Raw genomic sequence first — 18,384 nt, 5'->3', positions numbered from 1 at the left:
ACCGCCACAATTCGAAAGGCCCTTCATGATCGAGCTTCGCACCGCGACCCTTGCACTCACCGCTTCGCTGGCGCTCGCCGCCTGCAATTCGGAAGAGGCCGCGCCCGACGGTACCGTGGCCGAAAGCGCCGCCGTCGCGGTCGTTCCGCCGCCCGCCGGGCAAAGCTGGTCGGAAGTCGCGTCCGTCACTCCCGAAGGCGGCGTGGTCGAAGGCAACCCCAACGCGCCCATCAAGCTGATCGAGTACGCCAGTCATACCTGCAACCCCTGCGCCGAATTCTCGAAGGCCGCGGCGGAGCCCTTGCGGTCGAAATATATCGAATCCGGCCGCGTCAGCTTTGAGCTTCGCAACCAGATCCACGATCCGATCGACCTGACCTTCGCCGTGTTGGCGCGGTGTGCGGGCCCGCAGGCATTCCACGCGTTCGCCGAACAGGGATGGGCCAACATGGAGGGCATGTTCGCGCAGATTCAGACGAACCAGGCGGCGCTGGAAGCTGCCACCCAGGCGCAGGGCGCCGCGCGTTTCGATGGCGTGGCCAATGCCGCTGGCCTTTACGACTTCTTCGCCCAGCGGGGCGTTTCGCGCGATCAGGCGCGCGCCTGCCTGGCCAAAGAGGAAACCGCCACGCAAATTGCCAAGAATTCGGAAACCCAGTCCACCGAACTCAACGTGACGGGCACGCCCACCTTCTTCATCAACGGCACCAATGTCGGCACGCAGACCTGGGCCACGCTGGAGCCAATGCTGCAACGCGCCGGCGCCCGGTAAGGCCCGGGCGGGGGGCGACAGGCGGTAAGCGGATGCTGCTGCGGCGTCTCAAGCTCAGCGGGTTCAAGAGCTTCGTCGAACCCAGCGAACTGCGTATCGAACCTGGGCTGACGGGGATCGTCGGGCCGAACGGCTGCGGCAAGTCCAACCTCCTGGAAGCGATCCGCTGGGTGATGGGCGAAAATTCGCCCAAGTCCATGCGGTCGGGTGGGATGGACGATGTCATCTTCGCCGGGACCGCCAGCCGCCCGCCGCGCAACTTCGCCGAAGTGGTGCTGGCCGGTCTCGACAGCGAGGGCCGCGAACTTGAGGTTGTTCGCCGAATCGAGCGGGGATCGGGCAGCGCCTATCGCGTGAACGGGCGGGACGTGCGCGCGAAGGATGTGGCACTGACCTTTGCCGATGCGGCGACCGGCGCCCACTCGCCCGCGCTCGTCAGCCAGGGCAAGATCGCGCAGGTCATCGCGGCCAAGCCGGCCGAACGCCGCATGATGCTTGAAGAAGCGGCCGGCATTGCGGGCCTTCACGTTCGCCGCCGCGATGCGGAAGGCAAGCTCCGCCAGACCGAAGCCAACCTGGCGCGGCTCGAAGACCTCATGGCAGGCCTCGACAGCCAGATTGCCACGCTGCGGCGGCAGGCGCGCCAGGCCGAACGATACACCGCGCTGTCGGACCAGATTCGCAACGCGGAAGGGCGCGTGGTCTTTGCACGGTGGCGGGATGCTGCTGCCGCCGCCGATGCGGCGCAGGAAGACGCGCGTCAGGCAGCCGACCGCGTGACCGCCGCGACCGAGGCTGCCAGCGCGGCGCAGAAAGCCCAGGCGCTCGCCGCACAAGCGCTGGCGACGGCGCGCGAGGAACGCGCCGACCGGCGCGACGACGCGACCGCACACGGCCACCGAATGGCAGCGCTTACCACGCAACTGGAGGCGGCCGAGCAGCGCCTTGCCGATCTTGACCGTCAGCGCACCCGGCTCGAAGAGGATCGCGGCGAGGCTGATCGGCTTACCCGCGATGCCGCCGAAGCGCTCGTCCGGCTGGAGAAGGACCTCGCCGCAGGGTCCGCCGCACTGCAAGCCGACGAAACACGCCGGCCCGCACTCGCCGCACGGCTCGAGGATGCGGACCGCGCATCGCGCACGGCGGAACTGGGTCTCGCCAAGGCCACTGCCGACCAGGCGGGGGTGGAGGCTGAATGGCGGGTCGCCGAGGCGGAAGTCACTCAGGCCGAAGCGCGCTTGGCGCGTATAGCGGTCGAGATAAAGCGCCAGGCCGACGCGAAAGCGGCTCTCATGCAGTCGGACGATCCGAAGATCGCTGTGAAGGCGGCGAAGGACCGCGCAGCGTCAGCCTCAGCCCGGCTAGTCGACGCGCAGGCGCAGCTGGAATCGATGCGCAGCCGCAAGGAGTCGCTGCAGTCGGCGCGCGACGAGGCTGCCACAGCGCTCGCCGCCACCCGCGCCGATCTTGCGGGGTTGGAACGCGAGCATTCCGCTCTCGACCGAGACCGGCAGGCCCGCGCCCGGCAGGCGGCTGGGCGGAAGGGGATGCCGGCGGCGCTCGATGCGGTCCGCGTGGCACCTGGTTACGAACGCGCGCTCGCTGCGGTGCTGGGACGCGACGCGAAAGCACCGCTGGGCGCGCCGACGGATGGTGGTGAAGGACGCTTCTGGACAGGCTCCGATGCCCCCGTCGCCGTGCCGGACGCGCTCGCACGCCATGTTACCAGGTGCCCGCCGCAGCTCGCGGCGCGCCTGGCGCTCGTCCATGTCGCGGATCGCGACGATGGCCGCAAGCTGGGCCCGGGCGAATGGCTGGTCACGACCGCCGGCGCGCTGCGCAGGTGGGACGGTTTCGTCGCACGCGGCGAAGGCGCGGCCGAGGCGGCCCGCTTGGAGGCGGAAAATCGCCTGGTCGAACTGGAATCCCTGATTGCGCCCCGCCGCGCCGCACTGGCGGAGGCTGAGTCAGCGGCGGCGGCAACGCAGGGTGAACTCGCCACGCTCCAGCGCGCGCTGGTTGCAGCCGAGCGCGCAGTGCAGGCTGCGTCCGAAGACGAGCGCGATGCCTTGCGGGCCCTCGACCAGGCGGAGGGGGCTATGGAGCGCCATGCCGCCCGTCTTGCCGAGCTCGCGACGGCCGCTGACGAGCTCGAAAAGCAGCGCGCCGCGGCCGACAGGGACCTGGACGCCGCGACCGGGCTGCGCGGGAAGCTCCCCTCGCCTGACAGCGGCCGCGCCGCGCTCGCTGCGGCACAGACGCGCCACGAAACAGCGCGCACGGCGATGCAGGCGGCCACCGCAGCGCTTGCGGCCCACGATCAGGCGCTCGCCGTCGCGCGCGAGCGCACTGCGTCGCAGCGGGCCGACATTGCCGGATGGCAGGCGCGCTCGGGCGAGGCGGCGCGCCGGCTCGCAAGCATGGGCGCGCGGTTCGACGAGATCGAGGAGGAGCGGGCGATCGTGGCCGCCAAGCCCGCCGGCCTGATGCGCGAAATCGAACGAGGCGATACCGTCCGCACCCGGATCGGCGAAGAGCTCGCGCAGGCGGAAGCGGCGGTCACGGAGAGCCAATCGAATGCCGACGCTGCCGACCGTGCGCTTGCCAAGGCGACCGAGGACCTAGCGCAGGCCCGCGAAGCACGCGCGGGCCTTGCGGCGCGGGCAGAGAGCGAGGCGCAGCGGCGCGAGGAGACGGCGCGCGTATCGGGCGAGCGGTTCCAGTGCCCGCCCCCGCTCCTGCCCGGGCGGCTGGGCTTTGCAGCCGAAGCGGTGGGCGCCGCCGATGCGGAAAGCGAGGAGATGGACCGCCTGGTCGCCAACCGCGAACGGATCGGACCGGTCAACCTCGTCGCCTCGGAGGAACTGTCACGGATTGAGGCCGAACACGGGAGCAATGCAGCCGAGCAGGCGGAGCTTTCCGAGGCGGTCAACCGACTGCGCGGCTCGATCGGCAATCTCAATCGCGAGGGGCGGGAACGGCTCCGCGCGGCGTTCGAGCAGGTGGACACGCACTTCCGCCGCCTGTTCACGCGGCTGTTCGAAGGCGGACAGGCACACCTGGCGCTTGTCGACAGCGACGATCCGCTAGAGGCCGGACTGGAGATTTTCGTCCAGCCGCCGGGAAAGCGCCTGCAATCGCTGACCTTGCTGTCCGGGGGCGAGCAGGCTCTCACCGCCATCGCCCTTATCTTCGCGCTGTTCCTCACAAATCCTGCGCCGATTTGCGTGCTGGACGAAGTCGATGCGCCGCTCGACGATGCCAATATCGACCGTTTCTGCGACCTGCTCGATTCGATGGTCGCCGAAACCGACACCCGTTACCTCATCGTAACGCACAATGCGGTAACGATGAGCCGGATGCACCGATTGTTCGGGGTGACGATGGTGGAACGCGGGGTCAGCCGATTGGTCAGTGTGGACCTTGGCGAAGCGGCCCTCATGGCCGCGGAATAGCGCGCGTCGAGATCGATCGCGCGCGGCGGCTACTGTGCCATCGCGTCGGACAATTTCTGGCGAATGGCGCGCAGCCTGGTCTCGATATCGCTTGGCACCCCGGATGGGGGCGATGGCGCACGCGGCGTATCGAACAGGGAGGCGTGTTCCAAGGGTTCGGCAGACGTGGCCCCGCTCGGGGCCGCCCCGGCCCGGAAGTCCTTCAAAGCCGTCCGCGCGCCCCGCAGCGTGTAGCCTTCACGGTTCACGAGCCGGTCGATTTCCTGCACCAGGGCAACGTCCGCGGCCCGGTAGTAACGGCGGGCACCGCTACGCTTCAGCGGCTTGAGCATGGGGAACTGGTCTTCCCAATAGCGCAGCACGTGCGGCTTGATGCCGAGCGCAGCGCTCAGTTCCCCGATCGTGCGGAGCGCGCCGCTGTCCTTGCCGTCGTCGAATGCCGCCACAGCCCCGTTCCTACCCGTTGGCCACCCGCTCTTTCAGCAGTTGGCTGGCGCGGAAGGTCATCACCCGCCGCGGCGTGATCGGCACTTCCACCCCGGTCTTGGGATTGCGTCCGACCCGTTCCTTCTTGTCGCGCAGCACGAAGGTGCCGAACCCGGAAATCTTCACGTTCTCGCCGTTCGCCATTGCCTGGCACATGTGGCGCAGGATGGCTTCGACCAGATCGAGCGCCTCTGCGCGCGAATATCCCAACTTGCGGTTGATCGTGTCCGCAAGGTCAGCGCGTGTCAGCGTACCCACCGAACGCATCATGGCGCCTTACTCCTGTGTTCTGGCGCGACCCGAATGCGTATCGCACACTATGCATTTTGCGCGTAGCCGCAACGCTTTATCGGCGCAACTTGTCGCAAAGTCACATGCGGACGAGGCTTGCCCCCCAGGTGAAGCCGCCGCCCATAGCCTCGAACACCACGAGGTCGCCCGGCTTGATCCGGCCGTCGCGCACGGCGACGTCGAACGCCAGAGGCACCGACGCGGCCGAAGTGTTCGCGTGCCGGTCAACCGTGACCACGACCTTCTCCGGCGGGAGCCCAAGCTTGCGCGCCGTGGCATCGAGTATGCGGGCGTTGGCCTGATGGGGCACAACCCAGTCCACGTCGGTCGGCGTGAAGGCGGTTTCGCGCAGCACGGCTTCGAGCACTGTGGCAAGGTTCACGACCGCGTGGCGGAACACCTCGCGCCCTTTCATGCGCAGCTTGCCCACCGTGCCCGTGGTCGAGGGGCCGCCGTCGACGTAAAGCAGTTCGTTGTGCGCACCATCGGCGTGAAGCTGGGTGAAGAGGATGCCGGGGCCGTCTTCGGGTACGTCCCGTGCCTCCAGCACGATCGCCCCCGCGCCGTCGCCGAACAACACGCAGGTCGTCCGGTCTTCCCAGTCGAGAATCCGGCTGAACGTTTCGGACCCGATCACCAGCGCCCGCTTCGCCATGCCGGCGCGCAGCATCGAATCAGCGGTGGCGAGCGCGTAGAGGAAGCCGGAGCAAACCGCCGCCACATCGAACGCAATGCCGCCGTGGCAGCCCAGGAGATCCTGCACCTTGGTGGCGGTGGCGGGAAATGTCTGGTCCGGGGTCGCGGTGGCGAGGACGATCAGGCCGATATCGCCAGGTTCGAGGCCCGCTGCCTCCAGCGCGCGGCGGCTGGCATCCGCGGCGAGTGAGGCGGTCGTTTCCCCCTCCCCCGCGATATGGCGATTGCGGATTCCCGTTCGTTCCACGATCCATTCGTCGGTCGTGTCGACCTGCTCCGCAAGCTCGGCGTTGCTCACCGCACGGTGTGGCAGGGCAGAGCCCGATCCCAGCACGACGGATCGGATCACGCCGACTCGCCTTCCGCCCGCGCGCGAGCCCGGCCGCGCACGCGGATTTCGCCAAGTTCCGACAAGTCGGCGGCGATCCGCTTGGTCAGGTCATCTTCCAGCAGTCGGGCGGCCACGTCCACCGCATTGGCCACCCCGGCGGCGTTCGCGCTGCCGTGGCTTTTCACGATCACGCCGTTGAGGCCGAGAAAGACGGCGCCATTGTGGTTGTTGGGGTCGAGATGATGCTTGAGCAGTTCAGTGGCCGGGCGCGAAACCAGGAACCCCACTTTCGACCGGAGTGAACTGGTGAACGCCGTGCGCAGAAGATCCGTGACAAAGCGGGCCGCGCCTTCGATCGCCTTCAGCGCGATGTTGCCGGAAAAGCCATCGGTCACCACGACGTCGCACGTTCCGCGGTTGATCTTGTCCGCTTCGATGTACCCGTCAAAACTCATCGCCAGCCCGGTCGCTGCGCGCAGCCGCTGGGCAGCTTGCTGAAGCTCGTCAGTGCCCTTGGTTTCCTCGGTCCCGATGTTCAGCAGGCGCACCCGCGGCGCGTCGCGCCCGGTGACGATGCGGGAATATGCCGCGCCCATGATCGCGAACTGAATAAGGTTGCGCGCGTCGCATTCGGTGTTCGCGCCCAGGTCGAGCATGATGACATCGTTGTCGCCCAGGCTCGGCAGCAAGGCGGCGAGCGCCGGCCGATCGATTCCGGGCATCGTGCGAAGCGCCAGCTTGCTCATCGCCATGAGCGCGCCGGTGTTTCCGGCGCTGACCGCGGCACCCGCCTGGCCGCGCTTTACGGCGTCGACCGCCAGCCCCATGCTGGTCTTGCGAGCGCGGCGAAGGGCGGCGGTCGGCTTCTCGTCCCCTGACACCACATCTTCGGCGTGGAGAATCTCGGACGCGCCGCGCAGGTTCGGGTGGGCATCGAGCGCGGCCTTGATCCGCGTCTCGTCACCAACCAGAAGGAACTTGAACTTGTCGTGCCGCCGGCGGGCAAGTGCCGCACCGGAGATCATCGTCTGCACGCCTTCGTCGCCGCCCATCGCATCGACGGCGATACGCGGCAAACTCATGGCGATACGACCCGTAATCCGGCCGTCAGCGGCCGACGGCGATGATTTCGCGGCCGTTATAGTGCCCGCACGGAATGCACAGGTTATGCGGGCGCTTCAGTTCGCCGCAGTTCGAGCATTCGACGAACGCCTCGACCTTGAGCGCGTCGTGCGAGCGGCGCATGCCCCGGCGGGAGGGCGAAGTCTTTCTTTTTGGGACAGCCATGTCGGCACCTGTTCCGTATCAAAAACGTCATGTTGCGGGTTCGCCCTAGGGGAAGGCCCCGTTGCGCACAACCCGTTGGAACCGGTTGCGCGGCAGCGTGGAACCCAGCCTTGGCGGGAAGGCGCCGCCTATAGCGGAATTCTCTCCCGTTGCAAGCCGGGCCGGGCGTGCTAGCGCTGGCGCCCGTGTACGGCCGGTCGGCCGGATGGCAAGTGGGGAGTGGGGCACATGATTCTGACCGTTACGCTCACGTCGGCCGCGGCCGCCGCGATCATCAACATCTGGCTGTCGATTCGTATCGGCCAGCTTCGCATGGCGCACAAGATATCGATCGGCGACGATGCTGGCGGCCCGCTGACGGCGCGGATGCGTGCGCAGCTCAATTTCGTGGAAAATACCGCGTTCGTCCTGGTCCTGATCGCGGCAATCGAACTGTCCGGTCGGGCCGGCCCGTGGCTCGCCTGGGTTGCGGCTATCTACATGCTCGGTAGGCTGGCGCATGGCCTGGGGATGGATGGCGGCGCGCTGGGCAAGGGACGGATGATCGGAACGCTCATCACGATGGTGACGCTGCTCGGCCTGGCGATCGCCGCCGTGCTGATCGTGCTGGGCGTGATCTGATCCAGCACACGGCGGAGCGCAAGCGGCGCGGGGGCGTTTAGCGGGCAGAACCCAATCTTCCCGGGAGTGTGCCGTGACCGCCGACAGCGAACCCAATCGCATCCTCGAAAATCTTGACGAGTGGCTGCGCATGCCGATGCTGGCGCTCAGCATCGCCTGGCTGGCAATCGTGCTGATCGAGCTGGCCAGCGGCGGGAGCGCGCTGCTCGAAACGATCGGCGTTGCGATCTGGATCGTATTCCTGATCGAGTTTGCGGTGCGCTTCGCCCTCGCCGACGGGAAACTCGCGTTTCTTCGAAGCAACTGGCTCACGGTGCTCGCGCTGATCGTGCCTGCGCTACGGATGGTGCGCGCGCTCGCGGTGCTACGGGCTGCGCGGGCTCTTCGCGGACTTCGGCTCGTGCGGATCGTCGGCACCGCCAATCGCAGCATGAACGCCCTGCGCGTGTCGCTGCGGCGTCGCCGGGTGGGCTATGTGCTTGCGCTGACGATGACCGTGGCGCTGCTGGGCGCCGGCGGGATGCTGAGCTTCGAACCGGCGGGCGAAGTGTCCGGCGGTTTCGAATCCTATCCGCATGCGCTTTGGTGGACCGGCATGCTGCTTGCGAGCATCGGGAGCGATTATTGGCCTGTCACGCTGGAAGGCAGAATCCTCACCATGCTGCTGTCGCTCTACGGATTGGCGGTGTTCGGCTACGTGACCGCGATCTTCGCCAGTTTCTTCGTCGGCCGCGATGCCCAGGCGCCCGCCGGGCCGATCGTGGGAAGCATGGACCTTTCCGCGCTGCGCACCGAGATCGAGGCGCTGCGACGCGATCTTGCCGATCGTCGCGGGCCTCAGCCCAGTGCGTAATCGCTGACGAAGGCGTTCGTCTGGCGCTCACGGCCGAAAGTGCTGGTCGGGCCGTGGCCGGGGATGAAGGTCACGTCGTTGCCCAGCGGCCATAGCTTCTGGGTGATCGCGTCGATCAGGTCCTGGTGATTGCCCATCGGGAAATCGGTCCGCCCGATGGAGCCCTGGAACAGGACATCGCCGACTATCGCGAACCGGGACGGCGGGTGGAAGAAGACCACGTGGCCGGGGGTATGGCCGGGACAGTGGATGACCTCGAGGGTGAGATCGCCAATCGTCACGGTGTCGCCGCCCTCCAGCCAGCGGTCCGGTTCGAAGACTTCGGCCTGCATGCCGTAGCGGCCGCCATCTTCGTCCAGGCGGCTGATCCAGAAGCGGTCGGCTTCGTGCGGGCCTTCGATCGGCAGGCCGAGCTCCCGCGCGAGTATGCCGGCCTGGCCGCAGTGATCGAGGTGGCCGTGCGTGATGAGCAGTTTCTCCAGCGTGACGCCGGCCTTGGCGACGCCGGCTTTGAGCCGGTCGAGGTCGCCGCCCGGATCGACCAGCGCGCCGCGCATCGTGCGGGTGCACCAGATCAGCGAGCAGTTCTGCTGCAGCGGCGTCACCGGGATGATCGCGGCGCGCATGGGGGACGATGTTCCGGTCATGGCGCGGAAAATGGAGGAGGCGCGGGCCGATTACAATCGCCCGCTCTTCCACACCACGCGGCCGATGATGTCGAGTTCGCCCAGCGCGACGGCGATGGGAGGGTAGGCGGCGTTTTCGCTCAGCAGAGTCGCCTGCCCGCGGCCCGAGGCGGCGAGGCGCTTGACCATCAGGGCGTCGCCGATCCGCACGACGTGGATGCCGTCGCGCAAGGTGCGCTGGGCGCGGTCGACGAGGATTTCGTCGCCATCGTGGAGCAGCGGCACCATCGAATCCCCCTGCACCCGGATCGCCGAAAGCTGCGCGTTGACGAGGCCCTGTTCGCGGAGCCAGGCCTGGGAGAACCGGAAAGAATCGACCGGCCGTTCGTCCCCCACCATCGCACCGGCGCCTGCCGCCGCGCCGATCGCCAGCCGCGGCACCTCGATCCATTTCCCGCGCGAAGGCTGCGAAAGAGAATTCTCTTTCGCCCCGCCAAGCTCTCTCTCGCTTATCGCAAAGAACTGCGCGAGCTTGCGCCTGTCTCCCTCCTCCAGTTTGCGCGGGCTTCCCTTGCGGATAAACTGTTGGAGATAGCTGGCATTCCGCCCGATCATCTCCGACAGCCCGGCGAGGCTGACGCCCCGCTCTTGCGCCAGTTCCAGCAAGCGAGCGCGGGCGTCCGCCGGCTGAGGCGAGTTGGACGAAGACGTCATTTTTCCTTCCTACACGTAGGAATTTTCCTAGACAAGTAGGATTTCGCGTGGTGGCTAGGGGTCATTGAACACCCGCCGAGTCGCTCAAGGTCCATCCATGCTCATTCGCTCCATCGAGAAATTCCTGCGGACGCACAAAATGGCGCCCACCCGCTTCGGCCGCCTTGCCGCGCGCGATCCCCGCTTCGTGCTCGACCTGCGGATGGGCCGCGAACCCCGGCCGACGGTAACGCGGCGTGTGGAACATTTCATGAACACCTACCAGGGGAACATCGATGCTGGCTGAACTGGCCCCCGCCCGAATCCGCCGGAGGTGCGCCGGCCCGACCACGCACCTGCGCCATGCACTGGTCGCGCTGGCGGACGGGCTGGGAGAGGTGACGCGGCACGGCGAAACCCCCTGGGCCAGCATCACGTTCGAAGGCGCGCGGCACACCGTCGCGATGCGGTTCGCAGGCGCGGCCGCGGTCGAGGCCGGCGAGCGGCTGATCGCCGCCCTGCCCGATCACGAATTCGCCATACCCGGCCATATCGTGGCCGAAGCGACCGTGTCGGCAGCCGATCACCGCCTTATCCCCGAACCCGTGCTGGATGCGACCTGCGAGCTGCTGCTGCTGAAAGACGCCTGAGGTCAGTACCCGCGCGCCGGGTCGAACACCGGCGCCAGCGGTTCCCCCGCCACGAACCGCCGGCAGTTCTCCAGGAACCGCTCCGCCGAACGCACGAACATCTTCGTCTGCGCCCGGCCGGACAAGTGCATGGTGACGTGCGCGTTGTCGAGCGACCACAGGGGGTCTTCGGCCGGCAGCGGTTCAGGCGTCGTGACATCGAGCAGCGCGCCGCCGATCGTGCGCTGCTGCAATGCGCTGACGAGTGCCGGCTGATCCACCACCGCGCCCCGCGCAATGTTCACCAGCACGGCGCTGTCCTTCATCGCGGCAAGTTCCGCCGCGCCGATCATCCCGTCCGTCTCGGCAGTGGCGGGCACGGCCAGGATCACCCAGTCGAACTGTCCCAGGCGGCCCCGCCACTCTTCCGGCCCCAGCGCGCCGCCGCCGCCCGAACGGCGCACCGGCACCACCTCCACCTCGAACGCCTCCAGCCGGGTCTTCACCAGGCTGCCGATCGCGCCGACGCCCAGCAGCAGCGCGCGGCTGCCCGCCAGTTCCTGCTTTCCCGGGGAATCCATCAGCCATTCCCGCCGATCCTGCGCGCGGACCACCTCGCGATAGCCCTTGGCGTGAACCAGCATGAGCATGACGACATATTCGGCGATCGTCAGCGCGTTGATGCCGGCGCCGTTGGTGATAGTGACGCGGCGCTGCGCCAGCAGGTCGAGAGGCAGGAAGTCGAGCCCGGCGTAGATCGAATTGAGCCACTGCATCCGCTCCGCACGCCGCACCGCCTCGATCATCGGTTCCTTCCTGTCGAGATCGAACCACCCGATGTCCGCCTCGGCCGCAAGCGCGTGCAGTTCGTCCACCGAAGCGAAGAAACGCGGTTCGATCTCCGTTGGCAGGCGGCCTTCCACCAGCGGGCGGATCAGCGAGGACAGGACGGCGACAGGCATGGACGATCCCTTTTTCAGTCGGCCCGTCCACGCAAGCCGACACGGGCCGGCCCGTCAACCGCGCCCGGCGCCAGCCAACGCCTTTGCGGGCTCGATTGCATGGTCAGGCGGTTCCGCCGCCGGCCCGGCGCCCCCGCCGCGCGGTCGCCGCGCCATCACCCGTGGGAAAGCAGGGCGATTTCGCGCCGGTAGTGCGGCAGGGCCGTCACCAGCATCACCACGATCAGCGGCAGCGTGACCGCGCCGGTTATCGCGATCGAATACCGCAGCGCGCCCTGATCCCCGAACCCGAAATCGGTGATCGCCGCGATCACGGCCGCGCCCAGCCCCATCCCCAGCAGGTTCACCGCCAGCAACGCGATCGCCGTCACCTGGCCGCGCAGCTGATTGGGCGTCACGTCCTGGATGGCGGCGAGCATGACGCCCTGCGACGCCTGCCCGATCAGGGTGCCGATCGCCATCATCGTCAACGCCAGGGTCGCCGTGGGCATCAGCGGAGCGATGATGAGCGGCACGCCCTTGAGCACCGTGGAGACCAGCACGATACGCATGTTCGCGTCGCTCCGCCCGGTGCGCATCAGGCGTCCCGAAAGCCATCCGCCGAACAGCGTGCCGACGGTTCCGCAGATGAGCATGACCATGCCGTAATACAGCCCGACTTCACCCGGAGTCATGCCGTACGTGCGCATCAGGAAAGTCGGGAACCACAATGTGGTCCCGATCGCGAGCAGCGCGATGAGGCCCAGCGATCCGATGAGCGAGCCGAACACGACCTTGCGTTCCATCACGTACGCGAACGCTTCGCGCAGGGAGCTGCGCTGCGCGATGGTGGTCGCCACCTCGCGCCGCGGCGGCTCCTTGATCAGCATCATCAGACCCGCGACCAGAATTCCCGGCGCGGCCACGCACAGGAATACCGCTTGCCACGGCGCAAAATCGCCCAGCACCGGCAAGGTCAGCCCACCTTCCCGCGTGAAATGGGTGAGCAGCCATCCGCCGATGAGCAACGCCAGCCCTCCGCCGATCGGATAGCCGATCGCATAGAAGCTGATGGCGAGTGCCCGGCGCCGTCGTTCGAAATAGTCGCTGATCAGCGAATATGCGGTCGGGCTCAGGGTCGCCTCGCCCACGCCAACGCCCACGCGGGCGAGAAACAGCCCGATGAATGTCGCGGAAAACCCGCAGGCGGCCGTCATCAGGGACCAGAACAGCACACCCCACACAATCAGCGTGGATCGCCGGCGGGTGCGATCGACGAAGCGGCCGATCGGCAGCGCGGCGATCGAATAGAGGATCGAGAAGGCAAAGCCCTGCAGCAGCCCCATCTGGAAATCGCTGAGGTCGAGGTCGGCCTGGATCGGCGCGACCATCAGCGTCAGGACGCGGGCATCGATCGCGCTGAAGCAGTAGCCGACGAACAGGATCGCGACGACGAACCACGGGTAGGCGCCGCGGGATGCGCGCGTGTCGCCCTGGTCGATGGGCGCCGTGGCGCCTGCGGCCCCGGCTACCATGCGGATGGCGGATCCTGGCGGGCGAGAATCTGGTCGGTGCGGGCAGCGATCAGCCGGTCGTTGTCCTCGCTTGGCGGGATAAGCCAGAATCGTCCCGAACGGACCCCGTCGAGAGCGAAATCGGCGACTTCCTCTGGCTCGGTAAGTTTCATCTTGAGCCCGGTGGTCTTCAGCAGATCTTCCATCGAGCGGTAGGCCACCTTTTTCTGGTCTTCGTGCTCCACATACTGGGCCGGCCGCACTTCGCCAGAGGCAAGGATGCCGGTGTTGACGGTATGCGGGCCCGGAAACAGCACCGCCGCGCGCAGCTTGCCGCCTTCGCGCTGCAACTGCTGGTGCAGCACTTCCGAAATGCTGGTCACCGCCGCCTTCGTGGCTGCGTAGATGGGCGTGTTGGGAAGCGAACGAAGGCCGCCGTTGGTGGACGAAGTGTTGATGACGACGCCTTCCTCGCCGCTCGCCAGCATGCGCGGCACGAATGCCGCGATGCCGTGCACGACACCCAGGACATTGACGTCGAGTCCCCAGCGCCAGTCGCTCAGGGGAATGTCCCACATTTTCTTCGCCGCTTCGCCCAGGCCGACACCCGCGTTGTTGAACAACAGGTGGACCGCGGGGAACCGCGCGAAGACCGCGTCCGCCAGGCGCCGGACGTCGGCCTCCTGCGTGACATCGCACGCGATGCCGACGATCTCGCCCGCTGCTGACGGTGCGATCGCCGCGCACGTGGCATCGATGCGAGACTGGTCGATATCGACGACCACGACGTGGGCGCCCTGCTCTGCAAGGCGGGTGCACAGGCACCGCCCCACCCCGCTCGCGCCGCCGGTCACGACGGCGACGCGCCCTTCGAAGACCTGCATCAGGCGGCGATGCGCTGCTTGAGGTCCACGCCCACGTTGCGCGGATCGTCCATCCGGCCGACCCAATGCGCGGCGATCCATTCGCCGGGCACGGTGCGCAGGATCTGTCCGCCGGTGGCCGTGCCGCCTTCGACATATTCCATGCCGGTCAGCCGGCGCACGGGGATGTCGGCGAGCGGATCCCATGCCGATTCGCGTAGCGTGATCTGTCCGGTCATGTCGCGCCGATCGGTGTATTTGCGCTGCCAGTTGAGCCGGGTGAGAAACACGTCGCCGTCGAATTCGCCGGGCGTTTCGATGGACGGCATCCCCTTGTAGCAGAAAAGGTGCTCTTCGAATTCGAGCGGGCGGTCGTTCTTCTCGCCGACAGTGCCCTCGATCTCGAAATAGGCGATGCCGTGGCGGGTGCAGGTCGCCCGGATGGTATCGCCTTCGCGCTCGAAACGGGTCTCGGCGATCTTCTTGGGCTCGCCGTACCGTTCGCGACCCGAGGTCACGACGCTTTCGCCCTCCATCGCCATGTGGAAGCAATATGCGCCCGGCGCGCCTTCGTGCGTGCACGGAACGGTCACTGTCAGTGCGCCGATCTCGATCGTTTCATCTTCCGACCGGTGCATCGCGACATGGACCATCTGCAGCCAGATTTCAGGCCGCTCGATCGCCTCGAGCGGGCGCGGGAGAAGCGCGTCGATCACCTCGCGATCGGTCTCATAGGTCGCGCGCACGCCATAGACGGTATTGCGCAGCATGCCGGGGGCACGGGTTTCCGGCCCTTCGAGGTAACGAAGCCTGGACATAGCAATTCTCCCTTGTCTTCGACCGGGCCCCGCGCCCGGCGCTGGCGATCTTTCGCCGATATTCTGTCGGGCGGCTTATTCGGCGGCGATGGAGATCCGGCCGCCTTCCGGCCCTTCGGCATAGAACTGTTCGAAATAGCGCCGGAAGCGCAGGATCGGGCCGTCGCCGTCGCACAGGAACGGGCGGGTGCGATGGATCTTGTTCTCCCAGATCGGGATGTCGCCTTCGACGCCCTTTTGGCCGCAGGTGCTGGCGATCGCTTCCTGGATCGCCTTTTCCTCGGGCGATCCCGGCGCCACCCGCGGGTGTGTGAAGCAGAACCGCAGCTCCACATCGTCCGCCTCGACCGGCGTCGCGATGACCAGCAGGCTCAGCTCGACCAGGCCCTTGAGGCGGGTGAATTTCTGCCCCGCCCCGTTCTGCACGGTATCGACGGAATAGGGCATCTGCCTGGTCTCGCCCGAAGGCAGCGCGATCGTGCGGTGCCCGCGCGCGGCCGACCGGCGGATAACGCCTTCGTAGCTGGTTTCCCCTTCAGGCACCGCGTCCATCGAGTGGACATAGGCGAAATGCGCGACATCGACGCCGTTCTCCGCGATTTCCTGCGGGTTGCTGGCAAAGCGCCATTCGCGCTTCACCGGCTCGGCCCATTGCGGATCGGTGAACTCGGGGTAATCGATCACGTCGAACTGGGGCGCGATCCCGTCCGGGTGGTACCAGGCCCAGATCACGCCCGCCTTTTCCGTCAGCGGATAGGGGCGCGCCAGCGGCTCGCGCCTGGCGCGCGGCGGAAACGCCTTGGCGTAAGGGATGCTGGAACAGAACCCGTCGGGGCGGAAGGCCCAGGCATGGAACGGGCAGCGAATGGAATCCCCTTCCACCGTTCCGCCGATGCCCAGGTGCGCGCCGAGATGCGGGCAATACGCGTCGAGCAGCCCGGCCTCGCCCTGTTCGTTGCGGAACAGCACCAGATCGCGGCCGAAGTAATGCAGCGGGCGCACGTCGCCGGGCGCCAGATCGGTGGAGTAGCCGATCCCGAACCAGCCGAACGGGATAGGCATGGGAAAGCGCGCGATCTCGGGCACGGGTCGGGTTCCTCTCTCCATTGCGACGACAATGCGCGAATTCCATTCCGCACGTGTCGCAGCACGCACGATAGACGCTCGGTCGGGCGCGGAAAGGCCTCTCCCGCGCATAGTTCGTGCACGGTGGCGAACAATCGACCGCTCAGTAGCGGCTGGCGAGAACCTTCGCGCGCGCAGGCCGGACTTTCTCGCGGTTCACATAGCGTACGAGGAAATCGATGAACGCCCGGGTCGAGGCCGCCATGATCCCGGGTGAATAGACCACCCAGCACTCCCGGTCGTAGAACGACCATTCCTCCTCGAGCGCGATGACAGAGCCGTCGGCCAACCCGTGCCGGACGACGGTGAGCGGGAGGCTGGCGATGCCGAGGCCCTGGCGCACGGCCCCGCGCAGCGAAGTTCCGCTGTTGCTGCGCCAGCGGGGAGAGACCTTGACCTCCGCGCCGCCGTTGAAGCGGATGATACCGGACAAGTCGGTCAGGCAGTCGTGTTCGCGCAAATCGTCCGGCCCGGCGGGCCATCCCTTGCGCGCGACGTAATCGGGCGAGGCGCACAGGCCGTGCGACAGATAGCCGAACAACCGCGCCCGCAGGCTGGAACTCGGAAGCTCGCCGTAACGGATCACGACGTCGTATCGCTCCTGCGCGATTTCCCCTTCGTCGAGATATGCGACGACCTCGATCACCACGGCCGGATTCTCGCGGCTGAACTCGGCGAGCATCATCGACATGAAGTCGGACCCGAAAATGTCGCTGAGGCCCACCTTGAGCCGCCCGATCGGTTCCGAACTGTATCGCCCGATGCTGCGTTCGAGCTGGGCCAGCTGCTCCTGGATTTCGGAGCACTGGGCATGAAAGCACTTTCCCGCGCCGGTCAGCGAAAGCCGGCGTGTCGTGCGCACGAGAAGCTGCACACCGAGCCTGTGCTCCAGTTCCTGGACGGTCTTGCTGACGAACGACTTCGACACACCGAGCTTCTCGCCCGCTGCAGTGAAGCTGCCGTGCCGCACGACAGCCAGAAACTCTTCTATTCCCCGCCAGCTGGGCATTCGTCCTCCCGAGCGGCCGGGATAGTCACCGCAGCCCGGTAAGACAATCCGCACCCTTCCGCACCGATCCGTCGCCGGCAGGGGCGGCCGGGTTACTCCGCCGCCTGTTTCACAAGGCTTTCACGCTTGGGTCCGATGCGGGCAGCGATGTCCCACAGGGCTTTCTCGTCCAGGTCGTAAACCTCGAGCGCGTTGGTGCCGAGCATCCGCTGGATATCGTCTTCCGGCAGGCCGCCGAGGCTGTCGAACATCTTTTCGGCAGTGTTCGGCCAGGTCCCCTCGGGATGCGGATAGTCCGTGCCCCAGAGGATGCGGTCGATGCCGATATCGTAATAGGACTGCGTGGTTTCCTCGTCCGGCAGGGCCGAACAGCCGATCCACACGTTGCGCGCGAAGTACTCGCTCGGCTTCATGCTCATGTTGGCATAATAGTCGCCCAGCTTGCCGCTGGTGTGCTTGGCCGAAGCGCGGATATCCATCAGCTGCTTGATCCACGGGAACCAGAATTCCCCACCCGCTTCGGTGAAGCACACCTTGAGCCTCGGAAATTCCTCGAACACGCCGCCGAACGTCAGGCCCCACAGCGGCCGTGTCATCCAGAAGGCGAATTCGCACAAATAGGTGCCGATCCAGCCCGGCTGCGTCGTGTCGTAGGCGGGCGCCGCGCCCGAATGGAAATGCAGCGGCAGGTTCGCTTCCTGCAGCATGGCCCACACCTTGTGATACTTGGTGTGGTTATACATGTCATAACCGTCGGTAAGCGCGGGAAAGAAGACGCCTTTCAGCCCGTTGTCCGCCGCCCAGCGGATTTCCTTCATCGTCTCGTCGAGATCGTACAGCGCCGGGATCACGGCCAGGCCGATGCGGCGGTGCGGATCGTCGCGGCAGAATTCGGCAAGCCACCGGTTGTGTGCCCGTGCGCCCGCCCACTGGAGCTCGGCGCGCTCGGCATTGGGGCGCAGTCCGATGTCGGCGCCGAAGGGCGGCGCGTTGCGTTCGGTAATCCCGTCGGGAAACAGGACTTCGGCCGCCACCCCGTCACCGTCCATCACGCGGTTGCGGATCGTGCCGTCCCACGCGCCTTCCAGGCCGTCGCCGACCCTGGCGCGCCACTTGGTGTTGAAGTCGTCGATCAGGAAGCGCTTCTCGTGTTCCTCGCGCGCCTTGATCTCCTTCTGCACCGTCTCGTCGAACAGCGCGTGGTGGCGCGCCTCGAGATAGTCGCGGTACCGCTCGGGCGGCAGGCCGGCGTGGCCGTCCGACGAAATGACAAGGTAGCGGTCCATCTGCATGTCTCCAGGGTTCGCACATGCGGCGCGTGCCGGCTGGTGCTGACGATCGTGGATTACCCGTGTTCGATACGGGCGAAAAAGC

The 18,384-nt window shown here is 67.0% G+C and carries 20 protein-coding genes; 6 read left to right on the top strand and 14 right to left on the bottom strand.

Features of this window, described 5'->3' with window-relative positions:
* Positions 1-25 precede the first annotated feature (25 nt).
* Together GRI40_RS00155 and GRI40_RS00150 are read left to right on the top strand one after the other, a co-directional pair.
* Positions 26-772, top strand: a complete 747-nt coding sequence (locus GRI40_RS00155) for a thioredoxin domain-containing protein (RefSeq protein WP_160609477.1) — start codon at positions 26-28, stop codon at positions 770-772.
* Between the two features lie 32 nt (positions 773-804).
* Positions 805-4,227: a chromosome segregation SMC family protein gene (locus GRI40_RS00150; protein ID WP_160609476.1), complete on the top strand. Its 3,423-nt coding sequence runs from the start codon at positions 805-807 to the stop codon at positions 4,225-4,227.
* Positions 4,228-4,256: 29 nt separating this feature from the next.
* On the opposite strand, the gene GRI40_RS00145 is transcribed toward GRI40_RS00150, so the two are convergent.
* From GRI40_RS00145 to rpmF, 5 genes are all read right to left on the bottom strand, one after another.
* A complete protein-coding gene (locus GRI40_RS00145; RefSeq protein WP_160609475.1) occupies positions 4,257-4,673 on the bottom strand; it encodes a MerR family transcriptional regulator in 417 nt (138 codons plus the stop codon).
* A gap of 10 nt (positions 4,674-4,683) precedes the next feature.
* The gene (locus tag GRI40_RS00140; RefSeq protein ID WP_202390102.1) at positions 4,684-4,983 is read right to left on the bottom strand and encodes an integration host factor subunit alpha; all 300 of its coding nucleotides are present in this window, start codon (positions 4,981-4,983) and stop codon (positions 4,684-4,686) included.
* 100 nt (positions 4,984-5,083) lie between these two features.
* Positions 5,084-6,049 (bottom strand): beta-ketoacyl-ACP synthase 3, encoded by a 966-nt coding sequence (locus GRI40_RS00135; RefSeq protein WP_160609474.1) that lies wholly within the window; start codon positions 6,047-6,049, stop codon positions 5,084-5,086.
* Entirely contained in the window at positions 6,046-7,113 is a 1,068-nt protein-coding gene (gene plsX / locus GRI40_RS00130; RefSeq protein ID WP_160609473.1) for a phosphate acyltransferase PlsX, read from the bottom strand. Before plsX ends, GRI40_RS00135 begins: the two co-directional genes overlap by 4 nt.
* A gap of 25 nt (positions 7,114-7,138) precedes the next feature.
* Positions 7,139-7,318 (bottom strand): 50S ribosomal protein L32, encoded by a 180-nt coding sequence (rpmF, locus tag GRI40_RS00125; RefSeq protein WP_160609472.1) that lies wholly within the window; start codon positions 7,316-7,318, stop codon positions 7,139-7,141.
* A gap of 228 nt (positions 7,319-7,546) precedes the next feature.
* Here rpmF and GRI40_RS00120 point away from each other — a divergent pair, with 228 nt between their 5' ends.
* Together GRI40_RS00120 and GRI40_RS00115 are read left to right on the top strand one after the other, a co-directional pair.
* Entirely contained in the window at positions 7,547-7,939 is a 393-nt protein-coding gene (locus tag GRI40_RS00120) for an MAPEG family protein (RefSeq protein WP_160609471.1), read from the top strand.
* 73 nt (positions 7,940-8,012) lie between these two features.
* Complete coding sequence (locus tag GRI40_RS00115) at positions 8,013-8,792, top strand: ion transporter (RefSeq protein WP_202390101.1); 780 nt, start codon at positions 8,013-8,015, stop codon at positions 8,790-8,792.
* On the opposite strand, the gene GRI40_RS00110 is transcribed toward GRI40_RS00115, so the two are convergent.
* Positions 8,777-9,439 carry an MBL fold metallo-hydrolase gene (locus GRI40_RS00110; protein WP_420006856.1) on the bottom strand — a complete coding sequence of 221 codons (663 nt, stop codon included), beginning with the start codon at positions 9,437-9,439 and terminating at the stop codon, positions 8,777-8,779. The two genes, GRI40_RS00115 and GRI40_RS00110, sit on opposite strands and share 16 nt — an antisense overlap.
* A 30-nt stretch (positions 9,440-9,469) precedes the next feature.
* Positions 9,470-10,132: a S24 family peptidase gene (locus GRI40_RS00105; protein ID WP_160609470.1), complete on the bottom strand. Its 663-nt coding sequence runs from the start codon at positions 10,130-10,132 to the stop codon at positions 9,470-9,472.
* Positions 10,133-10,229: 97 nt separating this feature from the next.
* Here GRI40_RS00105 and GRI40_RS00100 point away from each other — a divergent pair, with 97 nt between their 5' ends.
* Together GRI40_RS00100 and GRI40_RS00095 are read left to right on the top strand one after the other, a co-directional pair.
* A complete protein-coding gene (locus GRI40_RS00100; RefSeq protein WP_160609469.1) occupies positions 10,230-10,418 on the top strand; it encodes a hypothetical protein in 189 nt (62 codons plus the stop codon).
* Entirely contained in the window at positions 10,408-10,761 is a 354-nt protein-coding gene (locus GRI40_RS00095) for a hypothetical protein (RefSeq protein ID WP_160609468.1), read from the top strand. The genes GRI40_RS00100 and GRI40_RS00095 overlap by 11 nt, the downstream gene beginning before the upstream one ends.
* Before the next feature lie 2 nt (positions 10,762-10,763).
* Here GRI40_RS00095 and GRI40_RS00090 read toward each other — a convergent pair whose 3' ends face one another.
* From GRI40_RS00090 to GRI40_RS00060, 7 genes are all read right to left on the bottom strand, one after another.
* A complete protein-coding gene (locus GRI40_RS00090; protein ID WP_160609467.1) occupies positions 10,764-11,702 on the bottom strand; it encodes a D-2-hydroxyacid dehydrogenase in 939 nt (312 codons plus the stop codon).
* A 155-nt stretch (positions 11,703-11,857) separates the two neighbouring features.
* Positions 11,858-13,216: an MFS transporter gene (locus GRI40_RS00085; protein WP_160609466.1), complete on the bottom strand. Its 1,359-nt coding sequence runs from the start codon at positions 13,214-13,216 to the stop codon at positions 11,858-11,860.
* Positions 13,210-14,079, bottom strand: coding sequence for an SDR family NAD(P)-dependent oxidoreductase (locus tag GRI40_RS00080; RefSeq protein WP_160609465.1), 870 nt, complete (start codon positions 14,077-14,079; stop codon positions 13,210-13,212). The genes GRI40_RS00085 and GRI40_RS00080 overlap by 7 nt, the downstream gene beginning before the upstream one ends.
* Positions 14,079-14,876: an acetoacetate decarboxylase family protein gene (locus GRI40_RS00075; RefSeq protein WP_160609464.1), complete on the bottom strand. Its 798-nt coding sequence runs from the start codon at positions 14,874-14,876 to the stop codon at positions 14,079-14,081. The genes GRI40_RS00080 and GRI40_RS00075 overlap by 1 nt, the downstream gene beginning before the upstream one ends.
* Positions 14,877-14,951: 75 nt before the next feature.
* The gene (locus tag GRI40_RS00070; RefSeq protein ID WP_337190449.1) at positions 14,952-15,962 is read right to left on the bottom strand and encodes a Rieske 2Fe-2S domain-containing protein; all 1,011 of its coding nucleotides are present in this window, start codon (positions 15,960-15,962) and stop codon (positions 14,952-14,954) included.
* A 142-nt stretch (positions 15,963-16,104) separates the two neighbouring features.
* Positions 16,105-17,010, bottom strand: coding sequence for a LysR family transcriptional regulator (locus GRI40_RS00065; protein ID WP_160609463.1), 906 nt, complete (start codon positions 17,008-17,010; stop codon positions 16,105-16,107).
* A gap of 92 nt (positions 17,011-17,102) precedes the next feature.
* The gene (locus GRI40_RS00060) at positions 17,103-18,296 is read right to left on the bottom strand and encodes an amidohydrolase family protein (protein ID WP_160609462.1); all 1,194 of its coding nucleotides are present in this window, start codon (positions 18,294-18,296) and stop codon (positions 17,103-17,105) included.
* Between the last annotated feature and the right edge of the window lie 88 nt (positions 18,297-18,384).

Origin of the sequence: Tsuneonella aeria (assembly GCF_009827495.1) — a bacterium.
GTDB classification, from domain to species: domain Bacteria; phylum Pseudomonadota; class Alphaproteobacteria; order Sphingomonadales; family Sphingomonadaceae; genus Tsuneonella; species Tsuneonella aeria.
This window is presented reverse-complemented; position numbering and strand designations above follow the sequence as displayed.

Excerpts from the sequence above, each read along its gene's own strand:
- GRI40_RS00080 (WP_160609465.1), bottom strand. The coding sequence starts at position 14,079 with ATGCAGGTCTTCGAAGGGCGCGTCGCCGTCGTGACCGGCGGCGCGAGC.
- GRI40_RS00060 (WP_160609462.1), bottom strand. The coding sequence starts at position 18,296 with ATGGACCGCTACCTTGTCATTTCGTCGGACGGCCACGCCGGCCTGCCG.
- GRI40_RS00110 (WP_420006856.1), bottom strand. The coding sequence starts at position 9,439 with ATGACCGGAACATCGTCCCCCATGCGCGCCGCGATCATCCCGGTGACG.
- GRI40_RS00065 (WP_160609463.1), bottom strand. The coding sequence starts at position 17,010 with ATGCCCAGCTGGCGGGGAATAGAAGAGTTTCTGGCTGTCGTGCGGCAC.
- GRI40_RS00120 (WP_160609471.1), top strand. The coding sequence starts at position 7,547 with ATGATTCTGACCGTTACGCTCACGTCGGCCGCGGCCGCCGCGATCATC.
- GRI40_RS00150 (WP_160609476.1), top strand. The coding sequence starts at position 805 with ATGCTGCTGCGGCGTCTCAAGCTCAGCGGGTTCAAGAGCTTCGTCGAA.
- GRI40_RS00090 (WP_160609467.1), bottom strand. The coding sequence starts at position 11,702 with ATGCCTGTCGCCGTCCTGTCCTCGCTGATCCGCCCGCTGGTGGAAGGC.
- GRI40_RS00155 (WP_160609477.1), top strand. The coding sequence starts at position 26 with ATGATCGAGCTTCGCACCGCGACCCTTGCACTCACCGCTTCGCTGGCG.
- GRI40_RS00095 (WP_160609468.1), top strand. The coding sequence starts at position 10,408 with ATGCTGGCTGAACTGGCCCCCGCCCGAATCCGCCGGAGGTGCGCCGGC.
- GRI40_RS00100 (WP_160609469.1), top strand. The coding sequence starts at position 10,230 with ATGCTCATTCGCTCCATCGAGAAATTCCTGCGGACGCACAAAATGGCG.
- plsX (WP_160609473.1), bottom strand. The coding sequence starts at position 7,113 with ATGAGTTTGCCGCGTATCGCCGTCGATGCGATGGGCGGCGACGAAGGC.
- rpmF (WP_160609472.1), bottom strand. The coding sequence starts at position 7,318 with ATGGCTGTCCCAAAAAGAAAGACTTCGCCCTCCCGCCGGGGCATGCGC.
- GRI40_RS00085 (WP_160609466.1), bottom strand. The coding sequence starts at position 13,216 with ATGGTAGCCGGGGCCGCAGGCGCCACGGCGCCCATCGACCAGGGCGAC.
- GRI40_RS00140 (WP_202390102.1), bottom strand. The coding sequence starts at position 4,983 with ATGATGCGTTCGGTGGGTACGCTGACACGCGCTGACCTTGCGGACACG.
- GRI40_RS00075 (WP_160609464.1), bottom strand. The coding sequence starts at position 14,876 with ATGTCCAGGCTTCGTTACCTCGAAGGGCCGGAAACCCGTGCCCCCGGC.
- GRI40_RS00105 (WP_160609470.1), bottom strand. The coding sequence starts at position 10,132 with ATGACGTCTTCGTCCAACTCGCCTCAGCCGGCGGACGCCCGCGCTCGC.